This window comes from Stutzerimonas kunmingensis (genome assembly GCF_014764705.1).
Classification (GTDB): Bacteria; Pseudomonadota; Gammaproteobacteria; order Pseudomonadales; family Pseudomonadaceae; genus Stutzerimonas.
This window is the reverse complement of sequence record NZ_JACXXG010000002.1, coordinates 57,747-79,885: the sequence shown is the minus strand read 5'-3', so window position 1 is coordinate 79,885 and position 22,139 is coordinate 57,747. Positions and strand designations below refer to the sequence as shown.

At 65.7% G+C, this 22,139-nt stretch carries 22 protein-coding genes; 7 read left to right on the top strand and 15 right to left on the bottom strand.

The features are described 5' to 3' along the window. Positions 1-135 precede the first annotated feature (135 nt). Both IEG05_RS23195 and IEG05_RS23190 read right to left on the bottom strand, forming a co-directional pair. Positions 136-789, bottom strand: coding sequence for a dienelactone hydrolase family protein (locus IEG05_RS23195; RefSeq protein WP_224742650.1), 654 nt, complete (start codon positions 787-789; stop codon positions 136-138). Further along, a complete protein-coding gene (locus IEG05_RS23190) occupies positions 786-1,454 on the bottom strand; it encodes a phosphoribosyltransferase (protein ID WP_224742649.1) in 669 nt (222 codons plus the stop codon). The genes IEG05_RS23195 and IEG05_RS23190 overlap by 4 nt, the downstream gene beginning before the upstream one ends. Positions 1,455-1,715: 261 nt before the next feature. Here IEG05_RS23190 and IEG05_RS02135 point away from each other — a divergent pair, with 261 nt between their 5' ends. Continuing rightward, positions 1,716-2,801 carry an ABC transporter substrate-binding protein gene (locus IEG05_RS02135; protein WP_041015260.1) on the top strand — a complete coding sequence of 362 codons (1,086 nt, stop codon included), beginning with the start codon at positions 1,716-1,718 and terminating at the stop codon, positions 2,799-2,801. Further along, complete coding sequence (locus IEG05_RS02130) at positions 2,788-5,184, top strand: putative bifunctional diguanylate cyclase/phosphodiesterase (protein WP_041015261.1); 2,397 nt, start codon at positions 2,788-2,790, stop codon at positions 5,182-5,184. The genes IEG05_RS02135 and IEG05_RS02130 overlap by 14 nt, the downstream gene beginning before the upstream one ends. Here IEG05_RS02130 and IEG05_RS02125 read toward each other — a convergent pair. The 6 genes from IEG05_RS02125 to IEG05_RS02100 form a co-directional block, all read right to left on the bottom strand. After that, positions 5,181-5,855, bottom strand: coding sequence for a DUF1028 domain-containing protein (locus tag IEG05_RS02125; protein ID WP_041015262.1), 675 nt, complete (start codon positions 5,853-5,855; stop codon positions 5,181-5,183). The two genes, IEG05_RS02130 and IEG05_RS02125, sit on opposite strands and share 4 nt — an antisense overlap. Positions 5,856-5,922: 67 nt before the next feature. Beyond that, positions 5,923-6,261 (bottom strand): c-type cytochrome, encoded by a 339-nt coding sequence (locus IEG05_RS02120; protein WP_125896647.1) that lies wholly within the window; start codon positions 6,259-6,261, stop codon positions 5,923-5,925. A 55-nt stretch (positions 6,262-6,316) separates the two neighbouring features. Then, positions 6,317-7,585, bottom strand: coding sequence for a PQQ-dependent sugar dehydrogenase (locus tag IEG05_RS02115; RefSeq protein WP_102832978.1), 1,269 nt, complete (start codon positions 7,583-7,585; stop codon positions 6,317-6,319). Between the two features lie 152 nt (positions 7,586-7,737). Beyond that, a complete protein-coding gene (locus IEG05_RS02110; protein ID WP_125861078.1) occupies positions 7,738-8,196 on the bottom strand; it encodes a YehS family protein in 459 nt (152 codons plus the stop codon). Between the two features lie 63 nt (positions 8,197-8,259). Beyond that, complete coding sequence (locus IEG05_RS02105) at positions 8,260-9,648, bottom strand: sigma-54-dependent transcriptional regulator (RefSeq protein WP_191121581.1); 1,389 nt, start codon at positions 9,646-9,648, stop codon at positions 8,260-8,262. Continuing rightward, entirely contained in the window at positions 9,641-11,122 is a 1,482-nt protein-coding gene (locus IEG05_RS02100; protein WP_191121580.1) for an ATP-binding protein, read from the bottom strand. The genes IEG05_RS02105 and IEG05_RS02100 overlap by 8 nt, the downstream gene beginning before the upstream one ends. Positions 11,123-11,271: 149 nt before the next feature. On the opposite strand from IEG05_RS02100, the gene IEG05_RS02095 reads away from it, so the two are divergent. Then, positions 11,272-11,661 (top strand): DUF4168 domain-containing protein, encoded by a 390-nt coding sequence (locus tag IEG05_RS02095; protein WP_191121579.1) that lies wholly within the window; start codon positions 11,272-11,274, stop codon positions 11,659-11,661. A 168-nt stretch (positions 11,662-11,829) separates the two neighbouring features. Here the strand turns inward: IEG05_RS02095 and IEG05_RS02090 are convergent, their stop codons facing one another. The 7 genes from IEG05_RS02090 to IEG05_RS02060 all read right to left on the bottom strand — a co-directional run bounded on the left by IEG05_RS02090 (position 11,830) and on the right by IEG05_RS02060 (position 17,893). Next, positions 11,830-12,147 (bottom strand): hypothetical protein, encoded by a 318-nt coding sequence (locus IEG05_RS02090; RefSeq protein ID WP_191121578.1) that lies wholly within the window; start codon positions 12,145-12,147, stop codon positions 11,830-11,832. Between the two features lie 61 nt (positions 12,148-12,208). Continuing rightward, positions 12,209-12,571: a hypothetical protein gene (locus IEG05_RS02085; RefSeq protein ID WP_156245442.1), complete on the bottom strand. Its 363-nt coding sequence runs from the start codon at positions 12,569-12,571 to the stop codon at positions 12,209-12,211. Between the two features lie 143 nt (positions 12,572-12,714). Beyond that, the gene (locus IEG05_RS02080) at positions 12,715-13,611 is read right to left on the bottom strand and encodes an alpha/beta fold hydrolase (RefSeq protein WP_191121577.1); all 897 of its coding nucleotides are present in this window, start codon (positions 13,609-13,611) and stop codon (positions 12,715-12,717) included. A 241-nt stretch (positions 13,612-13,852) separates the two neighbouring features. Further along, the gene (locus IEG05_RS02075) at positions 13,853-14,584 is read right to left on the bottom strand and encodes a substrate-binding periplasmic protein (protein WP_191121576.1); all 732 of its coding nucleotides are present in this window, start codon (positions 14,582-14,584) and stop codon (positions 13,853-13,855) included. A gap of 15 nt (positions 14,585-14,599) precedes the next feature. Beyond that, positions 14,600-15,940 carry a GGDEF domain-containing protein gene (locus IEG05_RS02070; RefSeq protein ID WP_191121575.1) on the bottom strand — a complete coding sequence of 447 codons (1,341 nt, stop codon included), beginning with the start codon at positions 15,938-15,940 and terminating at the stop codon, positions 14,600-14,602. Next, a complete protein-coding gene (locus IEG05_RS02065; protein ID WP_191121574.1) occupies positions 15,937-16,701 on the bottom strand; it encodes a substrate-binding periplasmic protein in 765 nt (254 codons plus the stop codon). Before IEG05_RS02065 ends, IEG05_RS02070 begins: the two co-directional genes overlap by 4 nt. A 223-nt stretch (positions 16,702-16,924) precedes the next feature. Beyond that, positions 16,925-17,893, bottom strand: coding sequence for a helix-turn-helix transcriptional regulator (locus IEG05_RS02060; RefSeq protein ID WP_191121573.1), 969 nt, complete (start codon positions 17,891-17,893; stop codon positions 16,925-16,927). Between the two features lie 172 nt (positions 17,894-18,065). On the opposite strand from IEG05_RS02060, the gene IEG05_RS02055 reads away from it, so the two are divergent. The 4 genes from IEG05_RS02055 (at position 18,066) to IEG05_RS02040 (ending at position 22,074) form a co-directional block, all read left to right on the top strand. Continuing rightward, positions 18,066-20,204 (top strand): TonB-dependent siderophore receptor, encoded by a 2,139-nt coding sequence (locus tag IEG05_RS02055; protein ID WP_191121572.1) that lies wholly within the window; start codon positions 18,066-18,068, stop codon positions 20,202-20,204. Between the two features lie 54 nt (positions 20,205-20,258). Continuing rightward, positions 20,259-20,576 carry a DUF2218 domain-containing protein gene (locus IEG05_RS02050; protein ID WP_191121571.1) on the top strand — a complete coding sequence of 106 codons (318 nt, stop codon included), beginning with the start codon at positions 20,259-20,261 and terminating at the stop codon, positions 20,574-20,576. Then, positions 20,573-21,523, top strand: coding sequence for an alpha/beta hydrolase (locus IEG05_RS02045; RefSeq protein ID WP_191121570.1), 951 nt, complete (start codon positions 20,573-20,575; stop codon positions 21,521-21,523). The genes IEG05_RS02050 and IEG05_RS02045 overlap by 4 nt, the downstream gene beginning before the upstream one ends. Positions 21,524-21,627: 104 nt before the next feature. Further along, complete coding sequence (locus tag IEG05_RS02040) at positions 21,628-22,074, top strand: DUF2147 domain-containing protein (protein WP_125896633.1); 447 nt, start codon at positions 21,628-21,630, stop codon at positions 22,072-22,074. Positions 22,075-22,139 lie beyond the last annotated feature (65 nt).

Sequence of the window (22,139 nt, the reverse complement as noted above, 5' to 3'; positions counted from 1 at the left end):
TTTGTTACAAGTCGAGGCCAAGAGTTCGACGCTGTCCACCAAACACCGCGAAGAGCCTTGTATCAGCAGATTGCCGTTCGGCCTGGCCAGCGGCGCTGCACCGCCTGTTTCTCCCAGCTGCGGCCCGCGGCAGGATCAGCACAGGTGTCTCAGGAACCAGTCGCCGGCCAGCCGCGCCACCTCCTCCAGCGTGCCGTGCTCCTCGAACAGGTGCGTCGCCCCCGGTACCACCACCAGCTGATGCACGCACTGCAGACGGGCAGCAGCGGCACGGTTGAGTTCCAGCACCTCGAGGTCGCCGCTGCCGACAAGGAACAGCGAAGCCGCCTTGACCCGCCCCAGCGATAGATCCGCCAGGTCGACCCGGCCGCCACGCGAAACCACCGCGGCGATGTCCGCCGGCCGCGAGGCGGCGGTGGTCAGTGCCGCGGCGGCGCCGGTGCTGCTGCCGAACAGGCCGATGCGCAGATCGTGCAAGCGCGCATCGCTGCTCAGCTGGTCGACCACGCCGCTGAGGCGCTGGCTGAGCAGCGGGATGTCGAAGCGCAGCTGCCGGGTGATCTCGTCAATGGGCTGCTCGTGCTTGGTGAGCAGATCGAAGAGCAGGGTCGCCAGCCCCATTTCGTTGAAGCAATGCGCCACGCTGCGGTTGCGCGGGCTGTGCCGGCTGCTGCCGCTGCCGTGGACGAACACCACCAGGCCGGTGGCCGCGGGCGGCAAGCACAGCTCGCCGTGCAGGCGTGCCTTGCCGAGCGTGAAGCGCATGGGTGTCGCCGCAAGCGCGGTCATGCCGCCTGCCCTCCCTGGGTCCACGCGCGCTCTAGCAGCTCCACCATCTGACGGTCGGGGGTCTGCTCGAAATGCTCGTACCAGCGGCCGATGGCATACAGGTCATGCGGTACATGCAGGCAGACGACGCGATCTGCCAATTTTTCCAGCTGCGCGATGCTCTGCGCAGCCGCCACCGGCACCGCAACGGTGATGCACGTCGCGCCCAGGTGGCGCACCGCCTGCACCGCGGCGCGCATGGTCGCGCCGGTCGCCAGCCCGTCGTCCACCAGGATCACGCCACGTCCGGCGATGAGCGGCGGCGGTCGTTCACCGCGATAGGCCTGTTCGCGCCGCTGCAGCTCGTGGGTTTCCTGGGCGATGGTGCCGTCGATCTCGGCCCTGGAGACGTGGATGTACTGCACGATGTCGTCGTTCATCACACGCACGCCGCCGCTGGCGATGGCGCCCATGGCCAGTTCGCGATTGCCCGGCGTGCCAAGCTTACGCACCACCAGAATGTCCAGCTCCAGGCCCAGCCGCTGCGCCACCTCGAACGCCACCGGTACACCGCCACGCGGCAGCGCCAGGACCAGCGCGTCGTGCCAGTCGGCTTCCTCTGCCAGGCGCTCGGCCAGCGCCGACCCTGCCTGGACTCGATCGAAAAAGGGGATCTTGAAGGTCATGGCAGGCTCCTTGGTTCCGGCACGGGCTGTATTGGAGTCTGGCTCAAGAATCGAGTGCCGGTACGCCATCTGCGACGAACAACCCGTCTGGCTGACCGGCTTCGAAGGCCACCGATCGGAACGGACGTGGACAAGGTTACAAATTCATTGCCGCCGACTCTCTGACGCCATTAAAGTGCCATCACCGATTGCCGATAACTTGGGTAGACCCGTCGAATGCGCTGCCACTGCACGGCGGCCAATGCCTGGGATGGATGATCAATGACCGAGAAGAACAACAAACCAGCGCCATGGCGTATGCGCAGCACCCTGCTGATGACGGTCAGCCTGCTGTTTCCCTCGACTCCCGTGCACGCGGCCGAACACCTGACGCTGCTGACCTGGGAGGAATACCTCAGCGAAGCGGTGATCGAACGCTGGCAAGCCGAAACCGGGGTCGAGATCAGGCAGATCTACTTCGATAGCGGCGACAAGCGCGACGAAGTCCTCGCCAAGCCCGAGCATCGGATCGATATCGCCCTGACGGAGCTGATCAGCGCCTCGCGCTTTGGCGCCCGCGGCCTGCTGGACCCGATCGACGACAAGCAGCTGCCGACGCTGCGTCATGTCCCGCAACGCTGGCGCAACAGCTGCGGGCGCTACGGCGTGCCCTACCTGTGGGGCACGCTCGGCATCGCCTATCGCAGCGACCGCCTGGAAAGCGCGCCACTATCCTGGAAGGACCTGCTGCAACCGGCTCGCGCCGACGAGCCACACATCATCATGATGGAGGATCACGAGGACATCCTCGCCAGTCCGCTGATCCTGCAGAACCATTCGATCAACACCTCGAACAACGACGAACTCAAGGCCGCCTTCGACCTGCTCATGACCCAGTCCAGCGCCGTGCTGACCTACGAGTACGTGATCACCTCACTGCGCAGCCAGCGCTACCTCGACCAGGCCGACATGGCCCTGGCCTACAGCGGCGACCAGCAGGTGCTCAACGAAGTGGAAGGGGTCGACGGCGAGCCCTGGCGCTACGTGGTGCCCGAAGAGGGCACGCTGCTCTGGGTCGATTGCCTGTCGATACCGACCGGCACCGCGAAGAAGGCGCTGGCGCGGCGCTTCCTCGACTTCCTCCAGCAGCCGGAAATCGCCGCCCTGAATGCCGCCGATCTGGGCGTCGCCACACCGAACGCTGCGGCGCAGGCCCTGCTACCGGCGGATATCCGCGCGGATTCGACCATCTACCCGCCGGAAGCGGTACTGGAGAGAAGCCAGGTCTACGAGACGCGACCGCTGGAGGGCACGCAGACGCGGCGGCGCATCATCAGTGCACTGATCAACGCCCATGACGCTAGGTAAACGCACGCTGCTGGTGATCTTTCCGGTCATTCTGATCATCCAGCTGGTTGCCTCGACCACCGCCTACCTGACCCAGCGCGCCTCGCTGCTGGGGCTGGAGCAGGCGCGCCTGGAGCAGCAGCTCTCGGCGCTGACATCCGCCTACCTGGACTACGAGGCGTTCAATCGCAGCGTGCTCTACTCGATCATGGATAGCGAGGCGCTGCTGCTGTTCCTGCGCGAGTCGGACACCGACTTTCGCAACGACACCCTCGGGCTGCGCATCCAGCAGAGCATCCGCTCGCTCTCCAACACCGAGCTGACCTTCGTTTCCCTCGCCGTCGTGCAGCCCGATGGCAGGCCGGCCTACTACTTCGAAAGCAGCTTGTCGCCATTCGCCTCGATGAATGCGAGCCAGCAGCGTATCGTCAGCGAAGCCAGACGGTCATCGGCATCCGGCAACACCCTCTATGTGGAGCAGGCCGATGACGACCCGCTGCTGATGAACACCGACTTCATCCTGCCGGCCTCCAGCAGCCGACCACTGCCGAGCCAGCGCGCTGAGGCCTTCGCCATTCAGCTGGCGGTGCGCCCGGAGCGCTTCCTCAAGCTCAAGCGCAGCCTGGAAAGCGAATACGGTGCGCCTGTCGAAATCTCCGACGAGCCGTTGCCGGCGGTCGCCGGGTTGTCCGCCGGGGTTTCGCTATCGCGCTCGCTGCATGCACGGCTGACACCGGCGCCACACTACACCGCCGAGCGCCTGCAGACCCTCGGGCTCGCCTTCATCGCCGGCGGTGCGCTGATCTGTCTGATCTCCATCGGCCTGCTGCTGTGGCTGATCCGCCGTTCCATTACCGGCCCCATCAGCCAGCTGGACGACCAGCTCACCGACCTGCTGCTGTGCAAGCGCGACGCGCTCGACGAGCCGACCGATGGCGGCGAGATCGGCCGGCTGACGGTGAACATGAAGACCCTGCACGACCGCAACACCGAAGCGCTGCAACGCATCCGCGAAATATCCTGGGAGGACAGCCTGACCCAGGTCAGCAATCGGGCGCACTTCGGCGTGCTGGCCAATACCATGTACGAGCAGTGCATGCGCACGCACAAGCGGCTGGCACTGCTGTTTCTCGATCTGGACAACTTCAAGCAAGTCAACGATCAATACGGCCACGAGGCCGGCGACGCTCTACTGCGAATCTTCGCCCAGCGTGCCCGCGGCGTGCTCGAACGGCATCGCACCGACTACCCGCAGACGGAAACGGCCCTGGCGCGCCTGTCCGGCGACGAGTTCGCCATCCTGCTGCTGAGCGAAACCGGCGACGGCGGCCTGCAGCAACTGTGCGACGCGCTGCTCGGCCTCTGCCGCGGCGGGTTTCGTCTGGAGGATCGCCTGTATCCGGTCAGCGTCAGCATCGGCACCGCCTGCTACCCGGAAGATGCGGACTCGATCACCCAGTTGCTCACCCGTGCCGACACTGCCATGTACCAGGCCAAGGCCGAGGGCAAGAACACCGCGGTGGCCTTCAGCGGCGAGCTGGAGCGACGCAACGAGCGAATCCGCCTGATCGAAGACCAGCTGCGCGAGCTCGACGGCGACGACCAGCTGCGGCTGGTCTACATGCCGGCGCTCGATCGCGAAGGCGCAGTGGTCAGTTGCGAAGTGCTGCTGCGCTGGCATTCACCGATCCTCGGGACGGTTTCGCCCGGCGAATTCATTCCCATCGCCGAGCGTGCCGGGCTGTTCCCGAAGATCGACAGCTGGGTCATTGATCATGCCCTGGCGGAGTACCCGAAACTGGTGCAGCTGTTCGGCGAAGGGGTGCTGCTGGCGATCAACGTGTCCTCCGCGCAGCTCAACGACGACCGCATCTGCCGCTATCTGGTCGAGCGCGCCGCCCATCACGGCGTCGAGCCGGGCAGGATCGAGATCGAGCTGACCGAAACCTACGCCGCCGAGCTGTGCAAGAACACCATGGAAGTGGTCCAGGCGATTCGCCGCGCGGGCTTCCGCGTCGCCATCGACGACTTCGGCGTCGGCTATACCTCGATCCAGCAGCTGCTCGAGTACCCCGCCGACACCATAAAGCTGGACATGGCGATTATCACCCGGCTGACCCGCCCGGAGATGCAGCAGAGCCTGAGCGCCCTCATCGCCTTCTGCCACGCCCAGGGCAAGCGCGTGAATGCCGAGGGCGTCGACAACATGGAAAAACAGTCGGCACTGCTGCAGGCCGGCTGCGACCTGTTCCAGGGCTACCTGATCTCGCCGCCGCGCTCGCTGGCAGCACTGGAGGACTGGATGGCGGTACGCAACCGCGCCCACGGCGCGCTGCGTCTGGAGCCGCTGCCGCCATCGGCTAGCCCGCTAGCCAACCCGGCAGCAGTCAGCAGCGACTACTAGATGGAATCCTCCTCGGCAGCGCCGGCGGGATTGGCGCGCGTCGACATGGCGAGGATTTCCGGCACCACGTCGCGCGCGAACACATCGTGCAGCCGGCGCAGCTCGGCGAACGGGTCGGGATGATGGTCGACGCGGATATCCCACAGCGGGTATTCCTCGTTATCGACCACATACACCGTTGCCGATGACTCGCCATGGCGATCGCCGCCCTGGGCATCGCCGGCGGCGATCGCCTCCATCAAACGCTCCACCAGCGGCAGGTGTGCGCTGCGCTCATAGGCTTCGCAGGCGGCCTCCAGCACCTCGCGGCCCTTGAGCCGGTTGCCCTGCACGCAGAACTGTTCGCCGGCGATCGAGCCGGCCCAGGGCAGGCACTTCTCCCCGGTCCAGCAGGCCGTGCGGCCCTTGCTGTCGATCACCGCGCACTGGCGCTGGCTCATACAGGGATCGGTGCGCCGCAGCCGCTCCAGCACCTCGGCCGCCGGGCTGAACTGGCGCAGGAAACGCAGGCCGTCGATACCGAGGTACGGATTGATCTGCGCCTGGGTCGCCACCGCCCCGACATGGGCCGCCGCGTGGGTCAGCAACTTGCCCACCGCGGGCATCGCCGTGGCCGCGGCCACGCCGAACTGACCGGTGCGCGGGCAGCGGGCGATGATGGAAAAGGTCATGGGCGTGCTCTCTGGATTTGTCAGGGCTTAGGCCCGGGCCGAGCGGCAAACGTTCAGAGCGGGCGGCTCACTCGGGCAATTCGACACTGACCTTGATCGCCGAATACCAGGCCGTGACCGCGGCGATATCCTCGTCGCTCAGTCCCGAGGCGATGACGCTCATCTGCGGATGCTTGCGTTCACCGGAGCGGAAGGCCTGCAGCTGACGCGCCAGGTACAGCTCGCCGTTGCCGGCCAGGTTCGGCGCATCGGCGACCGTGGCGATGCCATCGATGCCGTGGCACGCGGCGCACATCTTCGCCTTGGCCTTGGCGGCGGTCAGATCCGCCGCCAGGGCCGGAAGGCAGGCGCTGCCCAGCAGCAGTGCCAGCGCCAGGGACAGCCGCCGCTTGAAAACCATCGACATGCAGGAATCCTCGAATGGCGCCAGCCCGCCATGAACGGCAGGCCGGCGCGGCGGCTCACTTGCCCTGGTAGGAGATGCGATAGATGGCGCCAGCGGTGTCGTCGCTGACCAGCAACGAGCCGTCCTTGAGCTGCGCGACATCGACGATGCGGCCGTAGTACTCGCCGGTTTCCTCATCCAGCCAGCCTTCGGCGAAGGGCACCGTCTCGCCGGACGGACCGCTGCCATCGGCCTCGAACGGCGTGAACATCACCCGCGCACCAGCCGGCACGGTGCGGTTCCAGCTGCCGCGCTGAGCGCTGAACAGGCCGCCGCGGTACTGCTCGGGAAACTGCTTGCCGGTATAGAACATCAGGCCCATGTCGGCGGCATGAGCGGTGGTTTCCACTACCGGCGAAGTCAGGCCCTCCGGCGGAGTCTCGTCGGCATATTCGTTGGTGCGCACCTGACCACCGCCGTACCAGGGCATGCCGAACTTCATTCCTGCCTTGGGCGCATGATTGATTTCGCCCGGTGGCGTATCGTCGCCCATGCCGTCGACCTGATTGTCGGTAAACCACAGCTCCTTGCTGGTCGGGTTATAGGTGATGCCCACGGAGTTGCGCACACCGGTGGCGTAGACCTCGCGTTTGCTGCCGTCGCGCTCCATGCGCACGATGCCGCCGATGCCGTGCTCAGCGTACAGGTCGAGCTTGTCCTTGGGCGGCACGTTGTGTGGCTGGCCGAGGGAGATGGTCAGTTTGTTGTCCGGGCTGATGGCACAGACCCGCGCCCCGTGGTTGTAGCTCTCCTCGTCCTTTGGGATCAGCTCGCCGGTCGGGACCACGATGTCCGCTGCCACGTCCGGCCCCTCGTAGAAGAACTCCGCCGCCGGGAACACCAGCACGCGGTTGTGCTCGGCGACGAACAGAAAGCCGTCCGGGCTGAAGCAGGGGCCGGGCTGGGTGAAGGAAATCGCCGGAGCGAAGCGCTTCACTTCATCGGCCGTGCGGTTCTTGGTGCGGTCGGTGACCGTCCACAGATCGGTCTTGCGGGTGCCGACGAACACCACCCCGCTGGAAGGCCCAACCGCCATGTGACGGGCATCCGGGACTATGGCGTAGAGATCGATGCGAAAACCCTCCGGCAGCTTGATGCGCTTGAGGTTGTCGCGGATGGCGTCGGCGGTGGGTCCATCCTGGGGGATGGTTTTCATGTCCAGCGACTGGCCGGTGGTCTTCATCGAGCGCATGCGCTCCAGTGCTTCATCACTGGTCGGTGCCGCAATCGCAACGGCACAGCTCATCGCGAGCAGGGCGCTCAGGGTCAGGCAGGGAATCTTCATGGCACGCACCTCAGGGCACCGCCGCGTGGGGCGGTCATCTTGTTGTTATGGCGTTCCCGGCGACGAGCTGCGCACCGGGCATGCGGCTAGCTGCCTGCTTCAGCGTAGCGGCCGCCTGGCCATTTACCACTTGAGGTGCCGTGCGGTGTGGATCAACCCTGGCGCAGCGAAAGGCCCTTGAGGAAATTGCGCAGCAGCTGATCGCCGCAGGCGCGGTAGTTGCTGTGGCCGGGCTTGCGGAACAGCGCGCCGAGTTCGGATTTCGACAGCTGCAGGTCGGCGGCATGCAGGATCGCCTGCAGGTCTTCGTCGCGCAGCTCGAAGGCCACTCGCAGTTTTTTCAGGATCTGGTTGTTGCTGACCGGCAGCTCCAGCGGCGGTGCCGGACGGCTTTCGTCCTTGCCGCGCTTGAAGTAGATCAGCCCGTCGAGAAAACGCGCCATCGCTTCGTCCGGGCATTCCTGATAGCCGTCCTCGTCCTCGCGACTGAGCCAGGCGCGAACCTCGGCATCGTCCACCGTGCAGCCACCCAGGGCGGCAATTTCGGCCATCTGTGCATCACTGGCCTTGAGGGTGTAGCGCAGGCTGCGCAGGACGTCGTTATTGAGCATGTTCGCTCCTCACTGAGAAAAGGCCGGCAGTGTGCGCTTTCGGGCGCCCTGCGGCGAGTCCGATCAACCGTCTTCACGCTCGCCGAGGCGACGGTACAACGTGCGCCGGCCGATGCCGAGCAGGGCCGCGGCGCGGCGCTTGTTGCCGTCCACCAGCTTTAGCACATGCTCGATATAACGCAGCTCCAGCTCCTCCAGAGTCGGTAGCAGCGGGCCATCGCTGAGCTGAGCGAGCAGTTCGGCGCCGGCACTGCGCGCCTTGTCATCACGATAGTCGGCGATGCGGCTGGGCAGGTGCTCCAGCTCGATGCTGCGCCCGTGGCAGAAGGTCACCGCACGCTCGATGGCGTTCTGCAGTTCGCGCACGTTGCCCGGGAACGGATAGCGTCGCAGCTGCGCCAGTGCCGCCGGCGCGATGCCGCGCACCGGCCGCCCGCTGCGCGCGGCAAAGTGGGCGACGAAGCCGGCGGCCAGCAGTTCGAGGTCCTCCTCGCGATCACGCAGCGGCGGCACCTGCAGGATGAAGGTTTCCAGGCGGAAGAACAGGTCCTCGCGGAAGGCCTCACGGCCGGCCTCGGTTTCCAGCGGGCGGTTGCTCGCCGCGATGATGCGTACATCAACGGTCAGCTCGCGCTCGGCACCCACCGGGCGGATCGTGCCCTCCTGCAGCACGCGCAGGAGCTTGGCCTGCAGCGGCAACGGCATCTCGCCGATCTCGTCGAGAAACAGCGTGCCGCCGTCGGCCTGCTGGAAAAGTCCCTTGTGCGCGCGGTTGGCGCCGGTGAAGGCGCCAGAGACATGGCCGAAGAATTCGCTTTCCAGCAATTCGGCCGGCAGCCCGGCGCAGTTGATCGCCAGGAATGGCCCTCTGGCACGTTCGCTTTCCGCATGCACGGCGCGGGCGACCAGCTCCTTGCCGGTGCCGCTCTCGCCGATCACCAGCACCGGCCCCTCGGCGCGGGCAAGCTGGCGGATCTGATCGAACAAACCGCGCATAACCCGGCTACGGCCGAGCATGCCGTGGAAGCGGTCGTCGCTGAGCAGCTGCTGGAAGCGCCGCACCTCGTCGCGCAGGCGTCGCGTCTCCAGCGCGCGGGCCACCGCCAGGGCGAAGTGCTCGAGGTCCAGCGGCTTGGTAAGGAACTCGTCGGCGCCTTCCTTGAGCGCCGCTACCGCCTGCTGAATGCTGCCGAACGCGGTGATCACCAGGAATGCCGGCGCCGCCTGCATCGTCCTGACCCGTCGCAACAGCGCCATGCCATCGGCACCGGGCAGGCGCAGATCGCTGACCACCAGCGCCGGCTCCCAGCTTTCCAGCGAGCCGACCGCCTCCTCCGCACTGGCCAGCGCACGCACCTGCAGGCCGCGATCTTCCAGCTCCTCGACCAGTAGCTGGCGCAGGCTGTTGTCGTCCTCGACCAGCAGCACTCGCTCCTGCGTCACTTCAGTCATGCTCGACCCCCTCGTCGATCAATGGCAATGCGATACGGAAGGCCGCGCCCGGCAGGCTGCCGTCGACCAGTTCGATTCGTCCACCGCACTCACTGACCACGCCATGGGCAACCGCCAGCCCCAGCCCACTGCCCTCGCCCACCGCTTTGGTGGTGAAAAACGGCTCGAACAGCGCGGCTCGGTTCGACTCGGCAATGCCGGGACCGTCGTCCTCGACCTGCAACATCAGCTCGGCACCATCGCGCCACCAGCGCAGGCGCACCAATCCGCCAGGGCTGGCCTGGGCGGCATTGCGCAGCAGATTGGTCAGCGCCTGCTCGAAACGCGGCGGGTCGACCCGGCAGTACAGGGTTTGCGCCGGTGCCTGCAGCTCCAGACGAACCTGCAGCGCAGCCAGCTCATCGGCCACCGCCGCGGCTGCCGAATGCGCCAGCACCTCGGCGGGCACCTTGCGCAGCGGCGAGCCTGCGGCGCGGCCGAAATCCAGCAACTGGCGGACGATGGCACTGAGCCGCGCCACCTGCTGGCGAATCTGCAACAGCGCGCGGCGATGGGTTTCGCCCAGCTCGTCGTCGCGCAACACGCGCTGCGCCTTGCCGTCGATCACACTGAGCGGGCTTCCCAGCTCATGCGCGACGCCAGCCGCCAGCCGTCCCACTGCCGCCAGTTGCTGACTCTGGCGCAGGCGTGCCTGCAACTGCTCTTCGCGGGCCTGCTGCTCGGCCACCTGGCGCTCGGCGGTGGCGATGCTGTCGAGCATCTGATTCAAGGCGCCGGAGAGCACGACGATCTCCTGCGGCCCGCTGCGCGGTGCACGATGCTCGCGCTCGCCGGCCGCGACGCGCTCCATGCTGCGCGCCAGCTGCTGCAGATGCTTGCCCACCGCGGAGCGGTGACCGAGCAGGATCACCACCAGCGCCACCCCGGCGAGCAAGCCGCCCAGGCCCGCGGCGATCAGGCGCAGGCGGCGGATGTCCTGCTCGAAATCGCCCCAGCGCCGGGTCACCTGCAGCAGGCCATTGATCTGCCCGCCACTTTCCTCCAGCGGAACGAAGTAGGAATAAACCGGGCGGCCATTGATGCGCTGATAGGTGCCAGTCAGCTCGCCGCCGGCGGTGAGCTGCTGGATCGCCGACTCGTCCTGATCCGGTTCCACCGCACCGGCGTAGGCCGCGAGCTTGCCATCGCGGTCGTAAACATAGGCGCCATACACGCGACCGACGCCGAGCACCGATTCCAGCACCTGCTGCAGGGTGCGCTCGTGGTTCTTCTCCAGGCTGGCGCTGAGCGGCAGGCGCACCGCTCGCGCGACCAGCTCGACCTCGGCCTGCAGGCGCCGTTCGCTGCTGCGCTCGACCGTCCAGAGCACCACCGAACTGAAGCCGAACATGATCGCCATGAGCGGCACGATGACCTTGAGCAGAAGCGCGCCACGAAGGCTCGCCGGGCGCTGCCAAATTGATACATGTGTCATATGGGCACACTACAGACGCCCTTTTTGCCGGTCCACCCTGCCCCGACGAAACGATAAACCCTTTAAATAACAAGCAATTAGACACACCAACCAGAGCTGGCACAGCTGCTGCAATGACGAATACGTCTTTAACCGAAGCAGGAATGAACATGACCCAGCACAACGCTCGTCTCGCCTTCGCCGGAATCCTCTCGCTGTTCCTCGGCCTGGCCGCCCCCCTTGCATCGGCGCAATCAGCCAACCCGGCACCTACCGCGCAGCCAGCCGCCGGCGCACAGGCGCAGCAGTTCAGTGAAAAGAAACTGGAGAACTTCGCCGAATCACTTGGCGAGATCATGGAGATCCGCGAGGAATTCACCGGCAAGCTGCAAAAGACCGAAGACGCCGACAAGGCCCGTGAGCTTCAGCAGCAGGCCAACGAGAAAATGCTCGGCGTGATCGAGGAAAACGACATCAGCATCGACGAGTACAACGCCATCAACGAAGCCGTGCAGACCGACCCGGAACTGCGTAACCGTGTGATCGCGATGATGAAGTGAAGCGTTGCTGTAGCGCTGCGTTAGGCACGTTACGCGACGGGAAATGCCCCGCTTAGGCAATGCCGGCGGGGTCGTTTCGCTTCATGCGGCCCGAGCGCGAGTCCCAACTTCGCGCTCGGCATGCAACGGGTAGCGGTGGCATACAACGCAGCCCCCTTTGACGAACGGTTACTCAAGCTCGCCTGGTGTAGCTGACTGGTGAGGTGGGTCTGCGGTCACCGTATCCTGTTCGGTCCGATGCAGATTTCGATTAGGTACCGATTCGCTGTCCGACAAACCTTCGACCGGCCGACCGTCCTCCGTGACGATCTGCCCCTGCTCGTTTCGATGTGTTTCGAGCTTCTCCTGAGGGGTCGGAATACCCATCTGACTTGCCCGCGAGCCAGTGTCATCACGAGGGGTGCCTGCCGGCCATTGTGCGGCCGCATGCGGTACGGATAGAAAAAGCGTGGCCATTGAGATGGAAGCAAGCAAGTATCTGTTCATGGTGTTCTCCTCTTCCCTTGGGCGGTGAGCCCAGCTCAGGGCGGTGGAATCTTCTGCCCAATCAATTACTCGCCGCGCCTACTGGCTTGCAGACGAGCATGGCAATCGGGCCGCCCGCGGAATATTTACCCGGCACTTGCATGACGACCTCTTCGTTCGGGCTGATCGAAGCAGCGGGTGTAGCCGTCATGGCCGTTTCCTCAGGCAGAGCATGGAATTGGCAGGAAGCGGTCTCCGCGCTACGGTTGGTCACCTTGATCGCCGGTACACCACGCAGATCGACCTGTTCAGAGGATGCCGAAGGCACGCCAAGCTCCTCGATCTCCATATTCATGCCATTCAGACGAGTCACGACCATCGGGTCGTCGGCTAGAGCTGGGAGAGCAGACGCGAGGGCAGCGAACGCCAAAATTGGTCTTTTCATCCGGGTTCTCCATTGAGTCTTACCATGTGAGAACGGTCAGGCACCAAGGAGTTCGCTGGCCCGTCAGGTCACCGGGGGGCCTGCAATAATCCGCGCCACCTCTCCCCCTCGGCTTGCAGATGCTCGGGCACGATGTCGTCTTTTCAACTGCCACCCTCTACAGCAGCAAGACGCGCACGAAAGTCGAAGTAGTGTTCGAGCACCCGCTCCGGCGCCTCGACCTGCGGGTAGTGACCGATGCCCTCCAGCAGCACGGTGTCGGGCGTCGGAATCAGCTCGCGGTAGCGCGCCACCATGTGCGCACCAGAGATGGGATCGGCCGCACCGTCGACCACCCGCAACGGCACATCGCAGCGCTGCATGGCCGTGACCCAGCGCTCGCGTTGTCTGACCCGCTCGGGCATGTAGCGGATCAGCCGGTGCATCACCGCCGGTCCGCCGCTCTCGGCGATCAGGCGCCAGTAATCGTCCAGCTCGGCGTCGCTCGGCTGCGTCTGCGCACCGAACACCCGGCCGAAGGTCGCCCCGAGCGTACGCCGCGAGAACAGCCTGCCCAGCAGGAAGCCGAAGGGCCCGAGCAGCAGTTTCTGCACCCGTACCGGATGATGGGTTTCCGGGAACAGCCCGCCATTAAGGAACACGCAGCTGGTCAGCGCGATGCGCCCTTCGCAATGCCGCGCCAGCAGCTCCTGAGCGACGCTGTCGCCATAGTCATGCGCCAGCACATGAATCGCGCCGTCGATACCCAGCTCCGCCAGTAGTGCCTGCTGCAGATCGGCCTGCTCGATCAGGCTGTAAGCGTGCCCGCGCGGCTTGGCCGAATAGCCGAAGCCGAGCATGTCACAGGCAACCAGCCGATAGCGCGCCGCAAGTGGCTGCCAGACCTTGTGCCAGTCCCAGCTGGCGGTGGGAAAGCCATGGATCAACAGCAGCGGCTCACCTTCGCCAGCCGTCCAGTAGCGGATGCGCTTGCCGCCAAAATCGAACTCGCGAGCGCTGGCGCGCCAGCTATCTAGTGCCATGCCGTCGGTGCTACTCATTCGTTTTTCTTGTTTTCGTGGAGACGAAGCCAGTCTAGCGGGGTGGCGTGGAACGACGACTTGCCGTGCCGGCCAGCTTGGTGGCCCGGCGAGTCAGCTGGGCGCTGCTGGGAGGAAAAAGGGGGGCGAATCAATGGTTCTGCATACACGGAAAACACCGTTACTGCGACGGAACCAAGGTTCGCCCAGCCCCTCGCGGACGCCTGGAACAGTTACCGCCCGACCGCGCCACCAGGTCAGTTCACGGCTGCCCCGCCATGATCCGCGCCACCTCGCCTTCGGCCTGCAGGTGCTCGAAGGCGGCCTGGGTGCGCAGCACGGTGTCGTCGTCGGTCTGGCGGCTGTAGGCCATGTAGAGCTGCGTCGAGGTGTGCGGGCTGAAGATCTTCTCGACCGTGACCGGGTCGACGCCGGCCTCGGCGCACAGGGCGAGCATGTCGTGCTCGGGCATCGGCACCAGGTCGACCTGGCCGTTGACCAGGCGTTTGAAGTTGTCGCTGTTGTGCGCACTCACCACGATCTTGCTGAAGCCGTTGGCCTGCAGGTACTGGTGCCGGACGTCGTCGCGCATGACGCCGATCCGGTAGGCCTTGGCCGCCTCCAGGTCCGGCACCCGGATATCGTCCCGCTCGCTGAGTTTGTAGAAGTGGTAGTCGATGCGCATGATCTCGCCGACCCAGCGGAACAGCGCTTCGCGTTCGGAGGTGCGTGCGATCAGGTAGATCAGTACGCCGGGCTCGCGCAGGGCCATGTCATACGCCCGCGCCCACGGGTAGAGGCTGACCTGGTAGTCGTTGAGGCCGGCGCGCTGCAGCGTGGCCTCGACGACCCGGCTCGCCGTGCCGGCTACCTTGCCGTTCTCCAGGTAGCTGTAGGCGGTGTCTTCGGTCACCACGCGCAGCGGACCGGCGTTGGCCGTGGTGGTGCCGAGCAACGCGAGGAAGAAAGCGGTCCAGGCAAACGGATGCATCATGCAGTCCTCATGCGATCAGTCGGAAATGCAGTTGCGCCCGTGGGTCTTGGCCCGGTAGAGGGCCTCGTCCGCGCGGTGCAACAGTTGGTCGAATTGGTCCATGGTGTCCGGATCGAGCACGGCCAGGCCGATGCTGAAGGTCACGTAGGGTGAAACGGCGGAAGCCTCGTGGGGCAACTCGCGCTCAGCCAGGCGTTGCTGCAGGCGCACCGCCGCCCGCCGCGCAGCCTCGGCATCGACGCCGGGCAGCAGCACGACGAATTCCTCGCCGCCAAGCCGCGCGACCACCTCGCCGGCGCGGGCGAATACGGACTGCAACGTGTCGGCGACCATTCGCAGGCACTGGTCGCCCTGGGCATGGCCGTAGTGGTCGTTGTAGCGCTTGAAGAAATCCACGTCGCACATCAGCACCGCCAGCGGCTGGTCCTGACGCAGGGCACGGCGGAATTCGACTACCTTGATCTCGTCGAACTGGCGCCGGTTGGCCAGTCCGGTAAGCGGATCGCTGCGCGACAGCTCTTCCAGTTGCACATTGGCGGCGCGCAGTTCGGCAGTGCGCTCCTCGACCAGCTCGGCAAGGCGGTCCCGGTGCGCGACCAGGGCCAGCTCATCCTGGTGCTGGCGCTCGAGATAGGCCGAGAGTTTCGCCTGCAGGCTGTTGACGCCGCCTTCCAGCAGGCTCAGCTCGTCGTGCCGCTTCGGCGAACGATCAAGGCGCAGGCTGCGATCGAGATTGTCCGGCGTCAGCCGCGTCAGGTGACGGGCAATGCGCCGCACATGCAGGGTGACCGTGCGGTTGAACATCCACATGATCAGCCCGGCCAGCAACAGCGACTGGATGATCTGGGTGATGACGATGTCGTAGACCTCGGCAAGCATGCGCTCCCAGAGCAGTTCTTCATTGCCTTCGAGCACCAGCTCGCCCACCGTCTCACTGGCGCCGGCGTAGGGTTCGTAGCTCAACTGATGCTGCAGGCGCGGCGCGCGGTGCTCGGCCGGCTGCTCACCCCGTTGCCGCTGAACCAGTTCCGGCTCGCGGCCACCGCGGATGATCCGCAGCTCGACGCGGCCGATGGGCGCGGCCTGCACCACGCTGTCGAGCTGCGAATGCAGGGAATCACTGTCCATTTCCCAGATCGCCTTGGACAGGGTGCTGCGGAACACCTGATCGATCAGCGCCAACTCGGCGTTCATCTCCGCCAGGTTGTTCTGCCAGGCGGTCCAGGTCCGCAGCCCGACGGTGGCGAGGGTGAACAGCAGGCAGAAACCGAGGGTGGCCAGCACCAGCCGGCGGCCGAGCGAACCCACCGGCCGCGGCACCGACTCGCTGATCGTGGTGGTTGAGTCGTCGTTCATTTCAGCCATTTCGCGACAATCGCGTCGTAGCGCCCATCGGCCCGCACGCGAGCCAGCGCCTGGCGGAAGCGCTCGACGACTTCATCCGGCGTGTCGCGACTGAACGCCATGCACAGGCCATTCGCACCGCCAAGGTCGTCCAGGCTCAGCTGCGGCACCGCCGCCTCGTTCGGATCGCCACTGGCCTGGCGCACCAGGTAATGGGCATTGAGTTCGTTGGATATCCACAGATCCACCCGCCCCGCCTTGAGCTTCTGGTAGTTGTGCTCGTACTTGTTGCTCGACTGCAGGTTGCGGCCGACGGCGAAGCCCTTGTCGATCAGATACTGCTCGCCGACATCCGCCTTGACCGTGGCGATCTGGTATTGCCGGGCATCGTCCAGGGTTTTCAGGTCGAACTCGGTGCCGGGCAGCGAGAACAGGAACCAGCGGGTCGGCGCGATCACCCCGACCCACTTGAACAAGGGCTCGCGCTGCGGCGTGCGGGCGATGGAATAGATCAGCACGTTCTCGTTGTTCAAGGCGATGTCATAGGCACGGGCCCAGGGCATGGAACGGATGCGCACGTCCTCGCCGGCCTCCTCCAGTACCGCCTTCACCACCTCGGTGCCCATGCCGGTCAGCTCGCCATCGACGGTCATGTTGTAGGGCGGCAGCTCTTCGGTGACCGCGGTTATGACGTGCCCCGCCATCGCACCGGGCGCCCAGCACAGCACCAGGGCGGGCAACAGCCTGCAAAGGCGAGCCAGCGACGTTTTCATGAGGCAGTCCCCCACGGCGCATGGCACCGGGCAACGAATCGAAGCGTGACGTCGAAGAGCAGCAGTTGCTCGTCGAGCGATGCTTCTTTTTCGGCGCTCGGCCGGGAAACTTCAACCACTGATCCGCAGCGACAGGCTAACGGTGCGGCAAACCGACGAATGGCCGGAGCCGATCAGGCAAGGGACGCGGCAACGAATCCTGCCCGACTCAGCCCCAGCCAGTTCAAACCCTCGCCCGCACCTGCCGCGGGCTGATGCCGAACTGGCGTTTGAACGCCGTGGCGAAGTTGGCCGGACTGTTGTAGCCGGCGCGCCAGGCGGCCTCATTGACGCTGGCACCTTCACGCTCCAACGCATCCCGCGCCAGTTGCAGCCGGCGGGCACGCTGGTACTCGAACACGGTCATGCCCTTGAACAGGCGAAACTGCCGCTGCAGCGTGGTGGCATTGACGCCCACCTCCCGGGCGATGCGCTCCAGCGTCCAGTCGTCGGCCTCACCGCTGTCGAGGAGCGCGAGGAGGCGTTGCAGGCGGCGGTACTCCTGCGGGCGCAGGCCCTGTTCCGCCGACGCCGAGCCATCACCCAGGCTGATCAGTGCCTCGCAGGCGATGTCCAGTGCGCGGCTTTCCAGGTACAGGCCCTGAAGCAGCGGGTCATAGCCGGGCGGGTTGAGCATCTGCTCGGCCAGGGTCAGCAGCCGCGCCGAAGGTTTCCAGATGCGCGGCGCCAGGTGGCTATCCATGAAGCGGCGGATCGCGCCATCGCTCGAGTCGACGCCCTCCCCGCGCCCTTCGAACCAGTCCGGCGTCAGGCTCACCACCAGCTTGCGGATATGACTGCCGCGGCGCGCCTGGCGGCGGAACAGCACGGGCTCGTTCATCGAAACCGCCACGCCCTCGGGAGCTCGCTGCGACGCCGACTGACCGAGCGTCAGCGACAGATCGCCATAGCTGACCCGGCTCTGGCCCTGCAGAAAGAGCACGAACGATACCCGCGGACCAACCACATTTTCGGTGACGAAATCCTGCAGCTCTTCGCAATCGGACCAGTGCAGCGACAGGCCATCCCGCAGCTGCGCCCACTTCACCCGGCCGTAGAGCAGGCGGTCGTCATCCTCGTTGGGCAGGCGCAGCCCCGGCCTGCTCATGGCCGGCAACTCATCGCCACGAATGATGTGATCGGCTTGATTCATGCGGCGCTGCGCCTCGAACTGACGGGATTGCAAAGCAAATGTTCGGCCCCGCAAAGGTTCGCGAAGCGGCTGGGTGGCAGACTACGCGCCGACATCTTTTGATGCAAATCATTATCATTAAGTAGCGCGAACGTTTGCCAACACGTCGCCGCCGCTGCGACAGGAGCCGCCCATGGACAGAATTCTCCGCACCTCAAGCCTCAGGCCATTGCTGCTCGCCGGCCTGCTCGCCCCATTTCCGTTGAGCGCCCTGGCGCAGAGCGTCGCCGCCCAGGCCGAACCGGTGCAGCTGGAGAGCATCACCGTAGAAGGCAACCGCCTGTACGACATGCCGTCTTCGGAGCAAAGCGGCGGCTACACCGTGCCGGCCGCCACCGTCGGCACCAAGACGCCGGCCGAACTGCGCGACATCCCGCAGTCGATCAGCGTGTACACCAGCGATTACATCCGCGACCGCCAGTTCGTGAACCTGGATGACCTGGCCAAGTACTCCACCGGCCTGCGCACCCTGAGCAACGACAGCGGGCGCTCGTCGATCTATGCGCGCGGCTACGAGTACGACGAATTCAACATCGATGGCCTGCCCGCGCCGATGGCCAGCATCAACGGCACGCTGCCGTCGCTGTCGCCGTTCGATCGGGTCGAGGTCATGCGCGGGCCGTCCGGGCTGTTCAACAGCACCAGCGAGATGGGCGGCATCGTCAACATGGTGCGCAAGCGCCCGACCCGCGAATTCCAGGGCAGCCTGACCGGGCGCTACGGCAGCTGGGACACCCATTACCTGGAAGCCGACCTGTCCGGCCCGCTCGACGAGCAGGGGCGCGTGCGCGGCCGTACGGTGATCTCCCGCGCCGACACTAACGGCGAGGTCGACTACAACGCCAACACCAGCGAGAGCTTCTATGGCGCACTGGACATCGACCTGTCCGACGCCACCGTCATGTCTTTCGGGCTGATTCACCAGACCAAGGACATCCTCCCGCACAACGGCTATCCGGCCGCCATCGACGGCAGCCTGGAAGACTTCAGCCGCTCGACCTACCTGGGCGCCGACTGGGGTGATTTCGACAGTCGCGGCACCGACGTCGTCGCCGAGCTGACCCATCGCTTCGACAATGGCGGCTACGGTCGCGTGGCGGTGCGCGGCTCCAGGCGCGCGACCGATTACCTCTATGCCTTCACCGCGCGCAACGTCAACAGCGGCGCGACCAGCCTGGCCTACACCGCCCGCGATCTGGAGCAGGACACCCTCGCCGTCGATGCCAACTACAGCCAGCCGTTCGAGCTGCTCGGGCAGGTCAGCGAGTTCGTCATCGGCAGCGATTTCAAACGCTACGAGACCGAGTACGCGGACGCCCGCGGCAATCTCGGCGCCATCGACGTCGCCAGCTACCAGCCGGGCGACACCAGCAAGCCGAACGTCACCTTCGGCACACCGACCGAAACCGACGAGCGCGAAGCCGGCCTCTACGCCAAGCTGACCTTCCGCCCGATCCAGCGCCTGGCGCTGATCGGTGGCGCGCGGGTCAGCAGCTTCGAAGGCGAGAACAGCAGCGCCACGCAGGATGTGCGCGAGTCCGGCTATGTCACGCCCTACGGCGGCCTGGTGTTCGATCTGGATGACCAGCACTCCCTCTACGCCAGCTACTCGCAGGTATTCAAGCCGCAGAGCGAGGCCGGTGCCGACGGCCGCATCATCGACCCGCGCGAAGGCGAACAGTACGAGGTCGGCATCAAGGGCAGCTATTTCGGCGGCGACCTGAACGCGCGCATCACCGCCTTCCAGCTCACCGACGAGAACCGCGCGGCCGGCGCCATTGATGACAGCGGCGCGCCGATCAGCGGCGTCTACGAGGCCACCGGCAAGACCCGCATCCGCGGTGGCGAATTGGAAGTCAGCGGCTACCTGACCCCCGACTGGGAAGTGCTGGCCGGCTACACCTACATGAAGACCGAGAACCTGGCCGGTGACGACAACGCGCTCTTTGCGCTGATGCCCCAGCACCAGGCCTCGCTGTGGACCAAGTACACCCTGCCCGGCGGTGCCCTGCGCGGCCTGGGGATCGGTGGTGGTGTGACCGCGATGAGCGACTACTACATCGAACGCGCCGGCAGCCCGCGCCTCAGCGCACCGGGATATGCAGTGGTGGATGCCAAGCTGTCCTACCCGATCACCGACAAGCTGACCGGCACCTTCGACGTGAACAACCTGCTCGACCGCAAATACGTTTCGCGGGTTGGCAGCGTCGGCACCTTCAACTTCTACGGCCCGTCGCGCAGCTTCACGGTGGGCGCCCGTTACGAGTTCTGATCCACCTGGCCGCTTGCGCCCGTAGGCGTCGGCGGCTGACTTCCGGAGATCACCATGCCCCAGTTTCACGCCCAGGTGGCGACACCCCGCGCGTCACGCAACATGATGCGGCTGTGCAAACACTTCGCGCACAAGGCCGAAGTCCAGCTGGACGAACGTCAGGCGCAGGTCGAATTCGCCTTCGGCCAGTGCCGGATGCTCGCCGATGACGAGCGACTGCTGATCGACTGCCAGGCCGCGGCCGGCGAGGCGGAAAAGCGCCTGCGCTTCGTCATCGACGACCACCTCCATCGCTTCTCGGGTGAGGAAGCACTGAAGGTGAACTGGCTGGACGGACCGCTACCGCCAGGCCACAGGCAGGTCGAGCCATGAAAGGCGCCCTGCTCGCCGTGCTCGCCAGTCTGGGGCTTGCCGCCGTACAGGCACACGCCGGGGAAGCAGCCGGCTGGCAGCCAATTCAGCTACCGCACAGCAGCCAGCGTGACCTGCATTCGCAACGCACTGGCAAGGACTACCGCATCTTCGTCTCGGAGCCGCGACACGCGCCACCGCCGGGTGGCTATCCGGTGCTCTATGTGCTGGATGGCAATGCCCTGTTTCCGGGGCTGGCGATCCAGGCCCAGGCGCTGGAGGATCGGCCTGACCCTAATCTTCGCGATTCGGTACTGGTGGTTGGCATCGGCTACCCCGGCGAGGCCCTGTACGACTTCAAAGCGCGCGCCGAGGATTACACGCCCAAAGCTGACGATCGCCAGCGCCTGCCGGGCCGCGAACCGCCGCCATCGGGCGGTGCCGATGACTTTCTGGCCTTTATCGAGGACGAACTCAAACCGCAGATCGCCCAGCGCTACCCGGTCGACGCCCGACGGCAGACCCTGTTCGGTCATTCCTACGGCGGCCTGTTCACCCTCTACACACTGTTCACCAAGCCGCAGGCATTTCAGGGCTATGTGGCCGCCAGCCCGTCGATCTGGTGGTACCAGGGCTATGTCGAACGCACGCTCGAAGCGTTCGAACGGCAGCTCGCGGACCAGCCTGTCGCCGCGCGCCTGCTGGTCACGGCTGGCGGTGCCGAACAGCCCGCGGCGGGTGCCGCCATGGACGACCCGCGCCAGCGCCATATGGCCGAGCGGCGCATGGTCGGCAATGCCCGGGACCTGATCGACCGCCTGCAGCGGCTGTCCGGGCGCGGCCTGCACAGCGAATTCCAGCTGTTTCCGGGAGCCAACCACGGCACCAACGCCGCACACAGCTCGGTCGTGGCACTGGCGTTGGCGGCCGCGATCGGGCGCCAGCCATCCCGCGATCAGGACGACTGAGGATGACGAAAGCGACGAGAACCGACCGGTCAGCCGGCCAGGGCAAGTGCAGGCAAATGCCCGGTGCTAGAGTCGGCGCTGCCTTTTCCATCACTGGAGACACCATGCGTCCTCTTTTCAATGCCCTGCTGCTGGCCCTGCCACTCTCGCTCTCTTCACTGGCTTTTGCCGCCGAATCGCCTGCCGGCCGCTGGCAGACCATCGACGACGAAACCGGCAAGCCCAAGTCCATCGTCGAAATCCAGCAGGCCGCTGACGGCACGCTGAGCGGCAAGGTCGCCGAAATCCTGAAATCGGATCACGGACCGAACCCGGTTTGCAGCGAATGCGACGGCGAGCGCAAGGATCAGCCCATCACCGGCATGACCATTCTCTGGGACCTCAAGCCGGACGGCGAGCAGGCCTGGAGCGACGGTACCATCCTTGACCCGGCCAAGGGCAAGACCTACCGCGCCAAGGCCAGGCTGGTCGAAGGCGGCGACAAGCTGGAGGTCCGCGGCTACATCGGCATCGAGGCGCTGGGCCGTACGCAGACCTGGATTCGCCAGTAACCTCGCTCGGCATCCGAGAGCCGGACCGCCGCCCGGCTCCCGGATTGCACGGTGGCGCCAGGCCA